General features: G+C 64.4%; 17 protein-coding genes. 8 read left to right on the top strand and 9 right to left on the bottom strand.

Features of this window, described 5'->3' with window-relative positions:
- The first annotated feature begins 71 nt into the window (after positions 1–71).
- Both NKI66_RS05725 and NKI66_RS05720 read left to right on the top strand, forming a co-directional pair.
- Positions 72–1220 (top strand): Gfo/Idh/MocA family protein, encoded by a 1149-nt coding sequence (locus tag NKI66_RS05725; protein WP_023808796.1) that lies wholly within the window; start codon positions 72–74, stop codon positions 1218–1220.
- Positions 1221–1230: 10 nt separating this feature from the next.
- Positions 1231–2172, top strand: coding sequence for an alpha/beta hydrolase (locus tag NKI66_RS05720; protein WP_023808797.1), 942 nt, complete (start codon positions 1231–1233; stop codon positions 2170–2172).
- Between the two features lie 10 nt (positions 2173–2182).
- Here the strand turns inward: NKI66_RS05720 and NKI66_RS05715 are convergent, their stop codons facing one another.
- Positions 2183–3217: a LacI family DNA-binding transcriptional regulator gene (locus tag NKI66_RS05715; RefSeq protein WP_023808798.1), complete on the bottom strand. Its 1035-nt coding sequence runs from the start codon at positions 3215–3217 to the stop codon at positions 2183–2185.
- A 412-nt stretch (positions 3218–3629) separates the two neighbouring features.
- On the opposite strand from NKI66_RS05715, the gene rsgA reads away from it, so the two are divergent.
- Complete coding sequence (gene rsgA, locus NKI66_RS05710; protein WP_031212275.1) at positions 3630–4640, top strand: ribosome small subunit-dependent GTPase A; 1011 nt, start codon at positions 3630–3632, stop codon at positions 4638–4640.
- Positions 4641–4666: 26 nt separating this feature from the next.
- Here rsgA and NKI66_RS05705 read toward each other — a convergent pair whose 3' ends face one another.
- Positions 4667–5200: a sterol desaturase family protein gene (locus tag NKI66_RS05705; protein ID WP_023808800.1), complete on the bottom strand. Its 534-nt coding sequence runs from the start codon at positions 5198–5200 to the stop codon at positions 4667–4669.
- 173 nt (positions 5201–5373) lie between these two features.
- Here NKI66_RS05705 and NKI66_RS05700 point away from each other — a divergent pair, with 173 nt between their 5' ends.
- On the top strand, positions 5374–5844 hold the full coding sequence (locus NKI66_RS05700) for an NUDIX hydrolase (protein WP_023808801.1): 471 nt from the start codon (positions 5374–5376) through the stop codon (positions 5842–5844).
- 10 nt (positions 5845–5854) lie between these two features.
- Here the strand turns inward: NKI66_RS05700 and pobA are convergent, their stop codons facing one another.
- The 6 genes from pobA to pcaD are packed head-to-tail and all read right to left on the bottom strand — an operon-like array spanning position 5855 to position 10664.
- Positions 5855–7027 carry a 4-hydroxybenzoate 3-monooxygenase gene (gene pobA, locus NKI66_RS05695; protein ID WP_023808802.1) on the bottom strand — a complete coding sequence of 391 codons (1173 nt, stop codon included), beginning with the start codon at positions 7025–7027 and terminating at the stop codon, positions 5855–5857.
- The gene (locus tag NKI66_RS05690; RefSeq protein ID WP_023808803.1) at positions 7027–8079 is read right to left on the bottom strand and encodes a 3-carboxy-cis,cis-muconate cycloisomerase; all 1053 of its coding nucleotides are present in this window, start codon (positions 8077–8079) and stop codon (positions 7027–7029) included. Before NKI66_RS05690 ends, pobA begins: the two co-directional genes overlap by 1 nt.
- Positions 8080–8098: 19 nt before the next feature.
- Entirely contained in the window at positions 8099–8713 is a 615-nt protein-coding gene (gene pcaG / locus NKI66_RS05685) for a protocatechuate 3,4-dioxygenase subunit alpha (RefSeq protein ID WP_023808804.1), read from the bottom strand.
- Positions 8713–9465, bottom strand: a complete 753-nt coding sequence (gene pcaH, locus NKI66_RS05680; RefSeq protein ID WP_023808805.1) for a protocatechuate 3,4-dioxygenase subunit beta — start codon at positions 9463–9465, stop codon at positions 8713–8715. Before pcaH ends, pcaG begins: the two co-directional genes overlap by 1 nt.
- Positions 9455–9862 carry a 4-carboxymuconolactone decarboxylase gene (gene pcaC, locus NKI66_RS05675; protein WP_023808806.1) on the bottom strand — a complete coding sequence of 136 codons (408 nt, stop codon included), beginning with the start codon at positions 9860–9862 and terminating at the stop codon, positions 9455–9457. Before pcaC ends, pcaH begins: the two co-directional genes overlap by 11 nt.
- Positions 9855–10664, bottom strand: a complete 810-nt coding sequence (pcaD, locus tag NKI66_RS05670) for a 3-oxoadipate enol-lactonase (protein ID WP_023808807.1) — start codon at positions 10662–10664, stop codon at positions 9855–9857. The genes pcaC and pcaD overlap by 8 nt, the downstream gene beginning before the upstream one ends.
- Before the next feature lie 92 nt (positions 10665–10756).
- Here pcaD and pcaQ point away from each other — a divergent pair, with 92 nt between their 5' ends.
- Positions 10757–11674 carry a pca operon transcription factor PcaQ gene (gene pcaQ / locus NKI66_RS05665; RefSeq protein WP_023808808.1) on the top strand — a complete coding sequence of 306 codons (918 nt, stop codon included), beginning with the start codon at positions 10757–10759 and terminating at the stop codon, positions 11672–11674.
- A gap of 18 nt (positions 11675–11692) precedes the next feature.
- Here pcaQ and NKI66_RS05660 read toward each other — a convergent pair whose 3' ends face one another.
- Complete coding sequence (locus NKI66_RS05660; protein WP_023808809.1) at positions 11693–12622, bottom strand: aldose 1-epimerase; 930 nt, start codon at positions 12620–12622, stop codon at positions 11693–11695.
- Between the two features lie 51 nt (positions 12623–12673).
- On the opposite strand from NKI66_RS05660, the gene NKI66_RS05655 reads away from it, so the two are divergent.
- From NKI66_RS05655 to NKI66_RS05645, 3 genes are read left to right on the top strand one after another with little or no spacing between them, the layout of a single operon-like run.
- The gene (locus tag NKI66_RS05655; RefSeq protein WP_352751180.1) at positions 12674–13474 is read left to right on the top strand and encodes a FadR/GntR family transcriptional regulator; all 801 of its coding nucleotides are present in this window, start codon (positions 12674–12676) and stop codon (positions 13472–13474) included.
- Positions 13471–15198: an IlvD/Edd family dehydratase gene (locus tag NKI66_RS05650; RefSeq protein ID WP_128302382.1), complete on the top strand. Its 1728-nt coding sequence runs from the start codon at positions 13471–13473 to the stop codon at positions 15196–15198. Before NKI66_RS05655 ends, NKI66_RS05650 begins: the two co-directional genes overlap by 4 nt.
- Before the next feature lie 11 nt (positions 15199–15209).
- The gene (locus NKI66_RS05645; protein WP_128302381.1) at positions 15210–15986 is read left to right on the top strand and encodes an SDR family NAD(P)-dependent oxidoreductase; all 777 of its coding nucleotides are present in this window, start codon (positions 15210–15212) and stop codon (positions 15984–15986) included.
- Positions 15987–16007 lie beyond the last annotated feature (21 nt).

The raw sequence follows: 16007 nt of genomic DNA, 5'->3' as shown, positions 1-16007 counted from the left end.
TTTGCGAAAGGGATCCGTTGCCGGCTGGGCGAATCCGGCGGAGCATGGCGCATCGGGAGGTACGATCGAAAATGCACGGGATACCAATGACGAAACTCGGGATCGGCGTCATCGGATGCGGCAATATCTCGATGACCTATCTGCGCAATGCCGCCCTCTTCGGCGGCATCGAATTGCGCGCCTGCGCCGATATTTCCGCCGACATGGCGGCAGTGCGGGCGAAGGAATATGGCATACGGGCACTCGGCGTCGATGCACTGCTGGCCGACCCCGAGATCGATCTTGTCCTCAACCTGACCATTCCGGCGGCGCATTTCGATATTTCGTTTGCCGCGCTTTCGGCCGGCAAGCACGTCTTCACCGAAAAGCCGCTCGCCACCTCGGCCGCCGATGGACAGCGCCTGGTCAATGAGGCGCGGTCGCGCGGCCTGCTGCTCGGCTCGGCGCCCGACACGTTCCTCGGTGCTGCCGGGCGCCGTGCGCGCCGGTTGATGGACCAGGGCGCCATTGGCCGTCCGGTCACCGGCACCGCCTTCATGATGGGCCGCGGCATGGAGCACTGGCACCCCAACCCGCAATTCTACTACCAGCCAGGCGGTGGCCCGGTGTTCGACATGGGTCCGTACTATCTGACCATGCTGGTCAATCTGCTCGGCCCGGTCGAGCGCGTCATGGCAATGGCGACACGCGGCCAGGAAGAAAGGCTGATCACCGCCGAAGGGCCATTCAAGAACACCACATTCAAGGTCGGCACGCCGACCAATGTGCTGTCGCTGCTCGAGTTCCGCTCCGGCGCGACCGTCACCTTCGGCGCCTCGTGGGACGTCTTTCGCCACTCCAACCATCCGATCGAACTGCACGGCACGGAGGGCTCGCTGCGCCTGCCCGACCCCGACACGTTCGGCGGCACGGTGTCGCTGTCGGAACGCGGCACCGACTGGCAGGATTTCGCCAGCGAGGGCGAGCTCTACGGCGCCCGCAACTGGCCTTACGCGGCACCCGATCGCGCCAATTACCGCATGCTCGGCGTCGCCGATCTGGTGCGCTCGCTTCAAACCGGCAACACCCCACGGGCCTGCGGCAGCCTTGCGCTGCATGTACTGGAGGTCATGGAGGCTATCCTGCGCTCCGGTGAAACACAGGGCTCGGTCGCCATCGCGGGCGATGTCGTGCAGCCGGCTCTGCTGACCGAGGAAGAGGCGAGCAGCCTGCTGGCCTGAGGGTATGATCATGACGCTCGATCCGGATGCGCTGCGCGTCCTCGAAATTGGTCGTGCAGCCGGCGGCGAGCCATTCGAGACCGGCAGCGTGGCGGCGGCGCGAACTGCCTACAACGCCTCGTTCCCGGCGCTACAGGGTGAGCACGAGCCGGTCGCTGCGACCCAGGAACGGCAGATCGACGGGCCGAATGGGCCTATTGCGCTCCGCATCCATCGCGGCATCGGCGCACCGCAAAGCGGGGCGCCGGCGCTGCTCTATTTGCATGGCGGCGGCTGGGTCATCGGCAACCTCGATTCGCATGACGAGATCTGTCGCCTGATGGCCAATCTCGGCAACGCCGTCATTGTCTGTCCTGACTATCGCCTGGCACCGGACCATAAATTTCCCGCCGGGCTCGAGGATTGTCTGGCAACTCTTCGTTTCCTAGCCGAGAACGCCGCCGATCTCGGCATCGACATCAGACGCATCGGTGTGGCCGGCGACAGCGCCGGCGGCAATCTCGCCGCCGTGCTGGCGCTGCTCGCCCGCGATGGGCTGGCGCCGTCCCTTGCCGCGCAGATCCTGATCTATCCCAACACCGACGCGCGGCAGACATCCGACAGCTACCGGCGTTTCGGCGACGGCTTCGGGCTCACCGCAACCACCATGGCCTGGTTCCGCGACCATTATTTGCGAACGCCCGACGATATCACGGACTGGCGCGTCTCGCCCTTGCTGGCGCCTGCCCTCGCCGGCGCGGCGCCGGCTTTTGTGGCGCTTGCCGGCTGCGACATCCTCGCCGACGAAGGGGCAGCCTATGCGGCGCGCCTGCAAGCCGCGGGCGTTCCGCTCATCCTGCGGCAATGGCCGGGCCAGATCCACGGCTTCGTCTCGATGGGACGCCATATCCCCGCTGCCCGGCAAGCGGTGGCCGAGGCGGTGGCCGCCTGGCGCCAGTTCGAGAAAAGCTGATGCCGGTCGCTCAGGCTGACTGACGCATCACCAGGGTGGCGCCGAGCTTGACGGTGCGCGCCATGCCCTGCTTCGGCGGATCGGCCTCGTCCAGCAAGGCCAGCAGGATCTCGACGCTGCGCCCGGCCATGGCGGCGAAATCCTGCGCCATGGTGGTCAGCGCCGGGCAGGTGTAGCGGCTCAGCGGATGATCGTCATGCGCGGCAACGCGCAGATCGCAATCGGGCCTGCGGCCGACCTTCAGGCCGCGCGAGAACGCAGCCGCCATCACGCCAAAGGCGAGACGATCGTTGGCACACAGGATTGTGCGGCCGGGCAAGGCGCCGGCCTCCAGCATTTTTTCCGTCTGCTCGTAGCCGATGCGTTCGAAGTCCCAGGTGTAATCGCGGGCGGCCTCGATGACGACCGGCTTGAACCCGGCGGTCTCCATCGCGACGATGTAGCTTTCCTGGCGTTCGCCGGAGTTGTGGTTGACGTGTGGGATGTCAAGATAGACCGGCGGCTCACCCGAACGGCAGAGATAGTCGACGATGGTCGAGACGCTCTGCCGGTTGTCGTTGCCAACGAACGGCGTATCGCCCTCGATATAGGTGTCGAAATAGACGATCGGAATGTCCTGCCCGAGCTTGTCGAAGACGCCGCGGTCAGAAGCCAGGCCCAGTGGGGCGATGATCGCGCCGGCGACCTTCAGGGACAGCAGCGTCCTGACCGACTCCGCCTCCAGCTTCGGCGAACCATGCGAGGAGATGACGATCGGCCAGTAGCCTTCGTCGCGGCAGCGAAATTCGATGCGGCTGACCATCTCGGCGTAGAACGGATCGGTGATCGTCGGCACGACGATGCCGATGTTGCGGGTGCGCTTGCGGTTGAGGTTGCGGGCGAAAAGGTTGGGCTGATAGTCCGAGGAGCGCAGGGCGGCTTCGATGCGCGCCCGCGTCGCCGGCTTCACGCTCGCCGGATCGTCGAAATATTTGGACAGCGTCGGCCGGGACACGCCGCATGCCTGGGCGAAGTCGTCCATCGTGCGGTGTGTCTTCTCCGCCATCGATATATTCCTGATCCCCTGCCATGATCGGCCCCGCCACCAGTCATGCGGCCGTTGACCGGATGCGACAATGCTCGACAGAACTTATTCAGTCAATTTTCACGGTTACCAATAGAGCGCAAAAAAATTGCATGCGTCAAATTATTTGTTAACGTTTAAAGCTGACGTGGCTCGCCGCCGTTTTCCCGCCAAACGCTTTCGGACAGCGCTGTTTCGTCGACTTGATCGTCAGTTCGACTATCAAGGGATAGGCTGCAGAAGCTTGCCGCTCGCTCTCGGCTACGGGCCTGCTTGCCAAATGTCGCCATGCCGCCCATACACGGCTTGGGCAATCGCCTCGCCCGTTCGCCACCTGCCAGGGATACTGTCCGATGTCTGCGACGCCGTGGTCAAAGCCGTGACGGATTCTTCCATGCCATCTCTCGCCAGCCTGGGCTGGACGGATTTTTTCGCTGATCAGCTCGAGCCCGACGACGCCGATCTCGTGCCGACGCGGATCGCCACCGTCCACCGCGATCGCCTGACCGGCCTGTCGCAGGCAGGGCCGGTCGATCTGACGCTGCCGGCGCAGGCGAACACCGGTGACTATGCGGTCGGCGACTGGGTGCTGGTCGATGGGCATGAACACCTTGTCCAGCGCCGCCTGTCCCGCAAGACGGTGTTGGAACGCCGCACCCAGGGCGGCAGGGTGCCGCAGCTTGCCGCGGCCAATGTCGACACGCTGTTCATCGTCACCTCGTGCAATGCCGACTTCAATCCCGCCAGGCTCGAGCGCTACCTGGCGCTGGCCAATGAAGCCGGAACGACGCCGGTGATCCTGCTGACCAAGGCCGATACCGCTGAAGACGCCGAGACCTATGAAAGGCAGGCTGCCGCGTTGCAGCGCGGATTGCCGGTCGTGATGCTGAACCCCCGCACATCGGATGCGGCAACCGCCCTGGCTGCCTGGTGCGGTGTCGGCCAGACGGTGGCGCTGATCGGCTCCTCCGGCGTCGGCAAATCGACGCTGGTCAACACGCTGGCCGGATCGGCGCAGCAATCGCCGCAACAGACCGGAGGCATTCGCGAGCACGATTCCAAGGGACGCCACACCACCACGTCGCGATCGCTGCACGCCATTGCCGGCGGCGGCTGGGTGATCGATACGCCGGGCATGCGGACTTTGCAGGTCAGCGACGTCGCCTCCGGCATCGACACGCTGTTTGCCGAAATCACCGAGCTCGCGCCGCTCTGCAAGTTCCGCGACTGCACGCATGTGCATGAGCCGGGCTGCGCTGTGCAGGCTGCCTTAAAGGCCGGGACGCTCGATCCGGAGCGCCTTGCCCGCTGGCGAAAACTGTCCGACGAGAACCAGAACAACACGCCGGTTCAGAGCGGCCCCCGCGGAGCCAAGTCTCCCGGCGGTCGCGGGAAGAGGCGTTGAACGGTTGGGGTTGGTCTGGCCTCGGACTAGAGCCGCGCCGTCCCGAAAACCCGATCCCAGAATATCGACGTCACGCCGAAATTGGCGTTTTCGTCGACATGATGATGCACGGCGTGTCGGCGCTTGAGCGTGTAGAGATAGCTCGGATGGGCGGGGTGCCAGTGATGGATCATGTGGTGGATGCTGATGTACCAGAGGTACCCCAGCATCAGCCCGCAGCTTACCGCGCTCGCGGTTGCGAAGTCCGAGACCACCCAAACGGGCACAAACGCGATCAGCGCATGCACCCCGAGGCTGAGCCAGGTCGGGGTGCCCACCGAACTGCGCTCCTCGACATGGTGACGATCATGCAGGTCCTTGATGTAGGGAATATGGTGAAGAACGAACCTGTGCAGCACATACTCGATCAGCGTCCAGAGGCCTAGACAGGCGAGGACCGTGCCGATCCAGCCTGGTGCACTCTCTTCGCCGGCCTCGAGCAGCCCGGCCACTGCCAGCACGGCGATTACCAGCGGATACACGACGAAGTCGCTATAGTAGCCAATAAGACCGAGTTGCATCGTCACCTAGCCTTCGAGCCGCCAAATAAGCGATGGTATCAGATTGCCGGACTCGCGGGTGAGGTGCAATGCAGACGAACCTGACATAGCGTCGCAATCCCTAGGTGCAAGGTTCGCGTCAACGATTCAAGGACCATCGGCAGGCTGCCGGCTTCGCAAACGGACGTATCACAATGGCAAAACGCAGTGCGGGATTGCTGATCTATCGCCGCGGCGACGGCGATCTCAGGGTGTTGCTGGTTCATCCGGGCGGACCGTTTTGGGCGAAGAAGGACGACGGTGCGTGGTCGATACCGAAGGGCCTCATCGGCGAGAACGAGGACGAGTTGGCGGCAGCGCAGCGCGAGACCGAGGAAGAGCTCGGCATCAGGGTCGATGGGTCCTTCACGCGTCTCGGCGACTACAGGCAACCAGGCGGAAAGATCGTCATGGCCTGGTCTGTCGAGGCGACCGCCGACATTGATGTCGCCGCCATCACGAGCAACATTTTTACCATGGAATGGCCGCCAAGGTCGGGATTCCTGAAGGAGTTCCCGGAGGTGGACAGAGCGGGCTGGTTCACCTTGGCCGAGGCCGAGGTGAAGATCCTCAAAGGGCAGCGCCCGATGCTGTCGGACTTTGCCAGGCAGCAAGGCGCCGGATGATCCGCGGCCCTCAGTACGGCAGGCCGACATAGTTCTCGGCGAGCGCGGTCGATGCGGCACGTGACTGCACGAGGTAGTCGAGTTCGGCCTCCTGGATGCGCTGGCCGAACTCGCCGGTGTCTGGAAAGCGGTGCAGCATCGTCGTCATCCACCAGGAGAAACGCACCGCTTTCCAGACCCGTGCCAGAGCCTTGCCTGAATAGGCGTCGATGCCGGCCGTTGACTTGTCGCGATAGAAATCGTGCAGGCCGGCAAAGAGATAGCGCACGTCGCTGGCGGCGAGGTTGAGGCCCTTGGCGCCGGTCGGCGGCACGATGTGGGCGGCATCACCGACCAGGAAGAGCCGGCCGAAGCGCAGCGGCTCGGCAACGAAGGAGCGCAGCGGCGCGATCGATTTCTCGAAGGACGGTCCAGTGACGACATTTGCCGCCGTCTGCTCCGGCAAGCGGCGGCGCAACTCGTCCCAGAAGCGCTCATCCGACCACGCCTCCACGCGATCGTCCTGCGGGCACTGCACATAGTAGCGGCTGCGATGCGTCGAGCGCATCGAGCACAGCGCAAAACCCCGCTCGTGATTGGCGTAGACCAGTTCGCGGTCGGCTGGCGGCACCTCGGCCAGCACGCCGAGCCAGCCGAACGGATACCGCCGCTCGAAGATTTTTAGCGCACGCTCGGGCACCGATTTGCGGCTGACGCCATGATAGCCGTCGCAGCCGGCAACGAAGTCGCAGTCGATGCGATGCGTGACGCCGTCCTTGTCATAGGTGGCGAAAGGCGCGGTGCCGTCGAAATCGTGCAGAGCGACATTTGCCGCCTCGTAGATCGTGGTCAGCCCTGCCGCGTCGCGCTTGTCCATCAAATCGTGCGTCACCTCGGTCTGGCCATAGACGGTGACATGCCTGCCGCCGGTCAGCGCCTCGAGGTCGATGCGATGCAAGCGTCCGTCGAAGGCGAGCGAGATGCCAGTGTGCGGCAGCCCTTCGGCATGCAGCCTTGCCGCCGCGCCGGCCTGTTCCAGCAATTCGACGGTGCCCTGTTCGAGCACCCCTGCCCGCACGCGGCCAAGCACGTGCTCGCGGCTCGCACGTTCCAGAATGACCGTCTCTACGCCGATGCCGGCCAGCAGTTGCCCAAGCAGCAGCCCGGACGGCCCGGACCCGATGACGACGATTTGCGTGCGCATCAGTGGCCGAGACTTTCGACCTGTGCGGCCAGTTCGGCGGCAAGGCGCAGCGACGCGGCCGTTGCGACGACCATCTGCGGCAGCAATAGCCACTCCAGCGTCCAGGCAGCACCCGACCGCTCCTGCTCATGCACGAGCGCGTGATGCATGCCGGCAAGCTGCGTGGCGTTGAAGCGGGCAAGCGCCACCAGCGCTTCGGCCTTCACCGGGTTCTTCTTGTGCGGCATGGCCGACGAGCCGCCGCCATTGGAAAGCTCGATCTCGGTTCCACCTTGCGCCAGCAGCGCGATGTCCTGGCCGAACTTGCCGAGGCTGCCTGATACCAATGACATCAGGCCGGCAAAGTCGGCGAGCGCGTCACGCTGGCTGTGCCACTGCGGTGCGTCGCCAAGACCAAGCCTGGCGGCAAGTGCCGCGCGCACCGCCGGCCCCTTGTCATCAAGCTTTTCCAGCGTGCCGGCGGCACCGCCGAATTGCACCACCAGCAGACGCCTGGACTGCTCGGATAGCCTCTCCTGATGCCGTTGCAGCGGCGCCCGCCACACCCTGACGCGATCGGCCACTTTGATCGGAAGCGCCTTCTGCATGCGCGTCATCCCGGTCAGCGCCCTGCCGCCAAAACGCTCTTTGAGCGAAGCGAGGCGTATGACGGTTTCGGTCAACAGCAGATCGAGATGCTCGACGACGGATTTCAGCCGAAGCATCAGGCCGGTGTCGATCACATCCTGGCTGGTCGCACCGAAATGCACTTTCCGGCCATGCGGTTCGCCGACCGCAGCCCTGATCTGGCGCACCAGCTCCGGCACCATGACGCCGTCCTTGGCGACCCCGGCTCGCAGCAGAGCCGTGTCCGGCCGGAAGGTGCCAAGCGCCGCCACGATCGCTGCCCCGGCATCCTTGGGGATTATCCCGTTATCGGCCTCCGCTTGCGACAGCGCCTGTTCAAAGGCCAGCATGGCCTCGATTTCCGCCTCAACGGAAAAATGCCTCGCCGCTTCTTCGTCGCCGAGAAGAGCGGAGAGCAGCGGATGGTCGAAAGGCGATACAGTCATGTCACAGGCCTCCTGAGCATCAGCTATCGAAGAAGACCGTTTCCTTCTCCCCCTGGAGATGGACATCGAAGATGTAGGTATCGCCCTTGCGCTCGGCGATTAGCGTCGGCACGCGGACGCGGTGCTCGATGCGTGCCAGGATCGCATCCCCGGCATTGGCCTTTTCCTCGTCGGAAAAATACAGCCTTGTGTGCAGGCCGAGATTGATGCCGCGGGCGACGATCCAGAGCGTGATATGCGGCGCCATCAGGCGACCATCGTTGAACGGGACGCGGCCAGGCTTGACCGTCTCGAACGTGCAGAGGCCGGTGTCCATATCGGTCGGGCAACGGCCCCAGCCGAAGAAATTCGGATCGGCAGCACCACGCAGTTCGGCCGGCGAATTGTAGAGCCCATCCGCATCCGCTTGCCAGATCTCGATCAGCGCGTCCTTGAGCGGCGTGCCGGTGCCATCGAGCACCCGGATGCGCAGGCCGATGCGCTCGCCCTTGGTCTTGTCGTTGACCATGGTGGCGCCGAGATCACTGGGATAGACGCCGCCGATGCCGCAGAAATTGGGTGTCAGCCCGATATGAACGTAGGGTCCGGCGGTCTGCGAAGGGCTTTCCCTGAGCCGGTCGAGCGACTGGGCCATCAATTGCCCTCCAGCCTGTTTTCGAACAGCGACGCGCGGCGCCCGCGCAGCACGATGTCGAACTTGTAGGCGCGCGCGTCGAAGGGGATCGTCGCTTGCATGTCGAGCGCGGCGATCAGCGTCTCAACGGCTGCCTTGTCGGGAATGCCGCGCGCGATCGGGCACTGCCAGATCAGCGGGTCGCCCTCGAAATACATCTGCGTGATCAGCCGCTGGGCAAAGCCGTGGCCGAACACCGAGAAATGAATGTGCGAGGGGCGCCAGTCGTTCGGCCCATTCGGCCAGGGATAGGGTCCAGGCTTGACGGTGCGAAACGCATAGCCGCCGTCCTCGGTGGTGAGGGCTCGGCCGCAGCCGCCAAAATTCGGGTCGAGCGGCGCCAGATAGCCATCCTTCTTGTGGCGATAGCGGCCGCCGGCATTGGCCTGCCAGAATTCGAGCAGCGCGCCGGGCACGCCAACGCCTCGCTCGTCGAGCACTCGGCCATGGACGATAATCCGCTCGCCGAGCGCGCTCTCGCCGGGCCTGGCGAAATTGTGGATCAGGTCGGCGTCAAGTTCGCCCAATATTGCGTGGCCGAAAACGGGGCCTGCAATCTCCGACAGCGTGTTGTCGAAGACGAGGGGGGCTTTTTGCGGCGAGCGCAGCATCGAGGTCTTATAATTCGGCGTCAGAGCCGGCGGATGCCAGGTCCGATCGCGCCGGAAGAAGGCGCCGGTCTCGGGCCTCGTCGAGCCGGACTCAGCGGGCATTCCTGGCTCCGTCCATTTCCGAAAACACGTCCTTGGCTATTCTGAAGGCACGGTTGGCGGCCGGCACGCCGGCATAGATGGCGACATGCAGGAACGCCTCGCAGACGTCGTCGCGCGAAGCACCGGTGTTGACGGTGGCGCGCACATGCATGGCGACCTCCTCATCATGGCCGAGTGCGGCGAGCAGCGCCAGCGTGACGATCGAACGCTCGCGCTTGGTGAAGCCCGGCCGCGCCCACACGGTACCCCAGGCGGCCTCGGTGATCAGTTCCTGGAAAGGCTGGTCGAAATCGGTGGCGGCGACCTCGGCCCGGTCGACATGCCGGTCGCCAAGCACGGAGCGCCGCACCGCGAGGCCGGTGCGATATCTGGCTTCGTTGCCGGGGACTTCATCCATGGGTTTCGGCTCCAGGGGCAAGCGATGCGATAAAATCGCGGATCAGGGCGACCAGCGCCTCTGGCTGTTCGACGCAAGGAATGTGCCCGGCGTCGCGGATGATTTCGAAGCGCGCGCCGGGGATCAGCTCGGCCAGGGAGCGGACAAGATCGGGAGGCGTCGAGCCATCCTGATCGCCGGCGACGCAGAGCGTCGGCACCGCTATGTGGCGTGCGGCATCGGTGAAATCCGCATCGCGAACGGCCATGCAAGTCCCGACGTAACCGGCAAGCGCTTGCCTGGTCATCATGTTCCAATAACCGTCCAGCTCGGCCAGACGCGCCGCGTGGAAGGCGGGGGTGAACCACACTTTGAGCACGCCATCCGCAACGGCCTGGATGCCCTTGCTTTCGACCGTCGCGATGCGTGTGTTCCAGCTGTCTGTCGTGCCGATCTTGTGGGCCGTGTCGCAAAGGATCAGGCCTTCGACCATTTCTGGGCGCCGGCGATAGAAGCCTTGTGCGATCAGGCCGCCGACCGACAGGCCGCACAGCACGACCTTGCTCAACCCGAAATGATCGACGAGCGCCGAGAGATCGTCGACATGATCGTCGATCGATCTGATGTCGCCGATATCGGACAGCCCATGGCCGCGCTTGTCATAGACCAGCAGCGGCATTTCACCATCGAGCGCCGAGACAATTTCGTCCCAGACCCGGAAGTCGGTGCCCAGCGAATTGATGAATATGATCGGGCGTGCATTGCCGGCCGCCTTGGTGTGGCGATGGTGCAGCGTGATGCCGCCGATGGTGACGAATGGCACGGTTTTGGTCCTCCGCCTCCACATTGCACAAGGCGTTTGGTTCGGTAAAATGATATTTTGCGTCGTTTCATTAACTCATGGGTTATCAATCCATGTCCCATAGCCGCATCCGGTTCCGTCACCTGCAGGCATTCCTGGAAGTTGCGCGGCAAGGAAGCGTGGCGCGAGCGGCCGACTTGCTGCATGTCAGCCCGCCGGCGGTGACCAAGACATTGCGCGAACTGGAAGAGGCGCTGGGGGTGGCGGTGGTGGAGCGCGACGGCCGCGGCATCCGACTGACGCGCATCGGCGAAATCTTCCTTCGCCATGCCGGCACGGCGATCACGGCGCTCAAGCAAGGCGTCGATTCCGTCCGGCAGGACGGAGCGGTCAACCGGCACCCGATCCGCATCGGCGCGCTGCCGACGGTCTCGGCGCGGGTGATGCCGCTCGCCATGACCTTGTTCCTCAAGGAGAGCGCCGGTGCGGCGATCAAGATCGTCACCGGCGAGAATGCGGTGCTGCTCGAACAGTTGCGAACCGGCGCACTGGATCTCGTCGTCGGACGGCTGGCGGCGCCGGAGAACATGACCGGCTTCTTCTTCGAGCACCTCTATTCCGAACCGGTGCTGTTCGTGGTGCGGGCGGGACATCCGCTGCTCGATCCAGGACAGGATGTGTTCGCACGGCTCGACGAATTCCCGATGCTGATGCCGACGCGGGAATCGGTCATCCGCCCCTTCGTCGACCGCCTGTTCATCACCAACGGCATGACGGCGCCGGCAACCGAGATCGAAACCGTCTCGGACTCCTTCGGCCGAGCCTTCCTGCGGCAGAGCAATGCCGTCTGGATCATTTCGGCTGGCGTCGTTGCCAACGAACTCGGCAGCGGCGCCTTCGTCGCCTTGCCGGTCAACACCGAGGAAACCAAGGGACCGGTCGGTCTGACCATGCGCACCGACACGGCGCCCTCGCCGGCCTTCTCCATCCTGCTGCAGACCATCCGCGAAGCAGCAAAGCAAAGCAGTTGATGCGGCTCAGATTGGCGATCAGGCCGCCTGCGAAGGCGTGAAGCGAACGCTTGCGGATCGCATCTGCCCAGGCGCCAGCACGATGCAACCGGTGTCGATGCCTGCTTCACCCGTGCGGTTGAAGGCGTCGGTGATGTTGCTGACCGGCTCGGCGCAAAAGAATGGCTCGCCGGGCGGCGTGTAGAGGACGAGGAAATCGAGCGGCGCCTCGGCCTCGATGTCCAGTTGCCGCCCACGCTCCGGCCAGGAGATCCGGGCACGGCGCGTCCATCCGGTGAAGACCGTGTCGAAGTCCGTCTCCGACACGTCGAAGCCGGTGGTAGGATTGGAGCCAGCGGGCGGCAGGACGTGCCGGGTGGGCAGGATTTCCGCATCGGTCTCCCACATGCCGGATACCTGCGCCTGGACATGTGTCCACGGTGTCGACGGGAAATAGGGATGGAGGCCGAAGCCTGCCGGCATCGGCATGTCCGAGAGATTGCGCAGCGAAAGGGCAATGATCAGCCCGCCATCGACCAGCGAGATCGCTTGCCTTGCCTCATAGCTCCACGGCCAGGAATCGGCGGCATGGCGATAAGATAGGAGGGTGGTGCTGGCTTCGTGCCGGACGACTGTCCATGGCCGACGCCAGCCATGGCCATGCTCATGATGCGGATCTTCCGGGCTGGTCGGCAGTTCGACGGTGCGGCCCGCGAATGCGAAGCGCCCGCCCCTTATGCGATTGGAATAGGGAACCAGCGGGAAGCAGGCCATGGCGCCGGCATCGCGGCTGTCGATCGCCGCCTGATCCGCAGGACGCAGCCAATCCACGACGGATCCGTTTTGCCGCCAGCGATACGACGCCAGCGCGCCGCCGGCGGCCGGGGCAATCTCTACAGTCGCAATGCCATCGCTGATCGAGAGCAGCTCTTGATGCCGCTCGGCAACGGCAGCGGAATTCTTTGTCACCGGCATTCCCCCTCCCTTGACTCCAGTCGCAATGCCGATAAGACATATCATATGAATAGTATGAAGAACAAGAAATCTTTCAGCACGGCGCGCACGTCGAGGGTTGCGGTCGCGGTCTCCAGCGGCTCGACGGCGCTGCATGCGACTGTCGTCGAGCAGATCGGATTGCGCATCGTGCAAGGCGATTTCCTGCCCGGCGAGGCACTGCCCAATGCCGACGATTCCAGCGAGATGCTGGGGGTCAGCCGCACGGTGCTGCGCGAGGCGATCAAGGTGCTGGCCGGCAAGGGACTGGTCGAATCGCGGCCGAAGACCGGCACAAGGGTGCGTCCCCGTGCCGACTGGAATTTCCTCGACCCGGACGTCCTGTCATGGCGCTACGCAGGCGGCGTCAGCGCCGACGATGTCCGGGCGCTGTTCGAGCTGCGCCGAGCCATCGAGCCGATGTCGGCCGCACTTGCCGCGCAACGCGCCACGCCGGCGCAGATTGCCGAGATCAATGCCGCGCTGGCCGAAATGGAAGCGGTGGTTGACGACGGCGACCGCTTCGCCAAGCCCGATCTTTTGTTCCATCAGACCATCCTGCGCATGACCGGCAATGAGCTGATCGGCTCGCTGGCGGCACTGGTCGAAACCGCATTGGTGATGAGCTTTCGCCTCTCCAACGACAATCCGGACGGGCAGCGTCATTCTTTGCCGCTGCATCGGGAAGTGGCCGAAAAGATCGCATCCGGCGACGCCACTGGTGCGCAAAACGCGCTGCTGGTGCTCATCGACAATGCCGAGGAAGACGTGCGCCGCAGCGTCCAAAGCCGCAACAAGCGCCGCCAGGATCGGGAACAGACATCGTGACCGACACCAAACGCAAGCTGCGGTCCGAGGCCTGGTTCGGCGGTGAGGGCAAGAACGCCTTCATGCACCGCAGTTGGATGAAGAACCAGGGCATCCCCGCCGACGCTTTCGATGGCCGCCCGGTGATCGGCATCTGCAACACCTGGTCGGAACTGACCCCATGCAATGCCCATCTGCGGGCGCTGGCCGATCACGTCAAACGCGGCGTCTATGAAGCGGGCGGCCTGCCGCTCGAATTCCCTGTGATGTCGCTCGGCGAGAGCAACATGCGCCCCACCGCCATGCTGTTTCGCAATCTGGTTAGCATGGATGTCGAAGAGTCCATCCGCGGCAATCCGATCGACGGCGTCATCCTGCTGGTCGGCTGCGACAAGACCACGCCGGCACTCTTGATGGGCGCTGCGTCGTGCAACCTGCCGACCATCGCTGTTTCCGGCGGGCCGATGCTCAACGGCAAGTTCCGCGGACAGGATATCGGCTCGGGCACCCATGTCTGGAAATTCGCCGAGGAAGTTAAGGCCGGCCGGATGCCGGTCGCCGACTTTCTCGCCGCCGAGCAGGGCCAAAGCCGATCTGCGGGCAGCTGCATGACAATGGGCACGGCCTCGACCATGGCCAGCATGGTCGAGGCGCTCGGCATCGGCATGCCGGACAACGCCGCGATCCCCGCGGTGGATTCGCGCCGTGGCGTGCTCGCCCAGATGGCCGGACGCCAGATCGTCGACCTCGTCCGCAGGGACGTGACAATCGCGCAGATCCTCACCCGGGAAGCATTCGAGAACGCCATTCGAGTCAACGGCGCGATCGGTGGCTCGACCAATGCGGTGCTGCATCTGATCGCCATCGCCAACCGGATCGGTGTCGATCTCAGCCTCGATGACTGGGACCGCCTTGGCCGGGACATTCCAACTATTGTCGATTTGATGCCGTCGGGCCGGTTCCTGATGGAAGATTTCTACTACGCCGGGGGGCTAGCTGCGGTCATGGCGTCGCTTGATGAAGTGGGGCTTCTTCATCGCGACGCCATGACCGTCAGCGCCAAGACCATCGGTGAACTGATCGACGGCGCGCCCAACTACAACAGCGAGGTGATCCGGCCGCTGAGCCAGCCGCTGACCAAGGAAGGCGGCATCTCCATCCTGCGCGGCAATCTGGCGCCTGACGGGGCAGTCATCAAACCGTCCGCGGCAACGCCCGCGCTGATGCAACATCGCGGCAAGGCGGTGGTGTTCGAGAACATCGAGCACTACTACGCCCGCATCGACGATCCGGAGCTGGACATCGACGCCTCCTCGGTGATGGTACTAAAGAATTGCGGACCGCGCGGTTATCCCGGAATGGCCGAGGTCGGCAACATGCCGCTGCCGGCGAAACTGCTGAAGCAAGGCGTCTCCGACATGGTGCGCATTTCGGACGCGCGCATGAGCGGCACCGCCTACGGCACCGTGGTTCTGCACGTGGCACCCGAAGCAGCCGCAGGCGGCGCGCTGGCGCTGGTGCGCGACGGCGATCTTATCGAGCTCGATGTCGCCGGCCGCCGGCTGGAGCTTTTGGTATCGGACGAAGAGCTCGCAATCCGCCGGCGTGACTGGAAGCCGCCGGCGCCGCCGGAAGGCGGCTATCAGAGCCTTTATGTCGAGCGCGTGCTGCAGGCCGACAAGGGCTGCGATTTCGACTTTCTCGTCGGTCGGCGCGATGCCGGCATTCCTCGGCATTCGCACTAGAGAGGCGCGCGATGACGGATGAAATCGGCTATGCGATCTATCCAAGCCTCAAGGGCCGCAGCGTCTTCATAACCGGCGGCGGCAGTGGCATCGGCGAAAGCCTGGTGCGCCATTTCTGCGCGCAAGGCAGCCGCGTCGCCTTCGTCGACATGGCCGAGGAGCCTTCCCGGCGTCTGGTCGACGCGATCTCGGCCGAGGGACATGCCGCGCCGCTGTTCATTCCCTGCGACCTGCGCAACGTCGAAGAGTTGCAGGCGGCAACCGTTCAGGCGATGCAGCACAACGGCCCTATCCAGGCGCTGTGCAACAATGCCGGCAATGACGACCGCCACCAGACCAAGGACGTGACGGTTGCCTACTGGGACGACCGCATGGCGGTCAATTTGCGCCATCAGTTCTTCGCGGCGCAGGCGGTGCGTCCACAGATGAACGCGCTGGGCGGCGGCTCGATCATCAATTTCGGCTCCATCACCTGGATGGTCGGCGATCCGGATTGCCCAGCCTATGTCACCGCGAAAGCGGCTGTTTACGGCATGACGCGGGCGCTGGCTCGCGAACTCGGCCCCGAACGCATCCGCGTCAACTGCATGGTGCCGGGATGGGTGATGACAGAGCGCCAGATGCGGCTGTGGCTGAACTCGGCCGGCGAACGCCAGATCGCGGAAAGGCAGTGCCTGCCCGACCGGCTGCAACCCTCCGATATCGCGCGCATGGCGCTGTTTCTCGCCGCAGACGACAGCCGCATGTGCACGAGCCAGCAGTTCATCGTCGATGCGGGCTGGGTGTGACCCGTACGGCTCCAAGGGAAG

This window comes from Mesorhizobium sp. M0518 (assembly GCF_040321125.1).
GTDB lineage: Bacteria > Pseudomonadota > Alphaproteobacteria > Rhizobiales > Rhizobiaceae > Mesorhizobium.
This window is presented reverse-complemented; position numbering and strand designations above follow the sequence as displayed.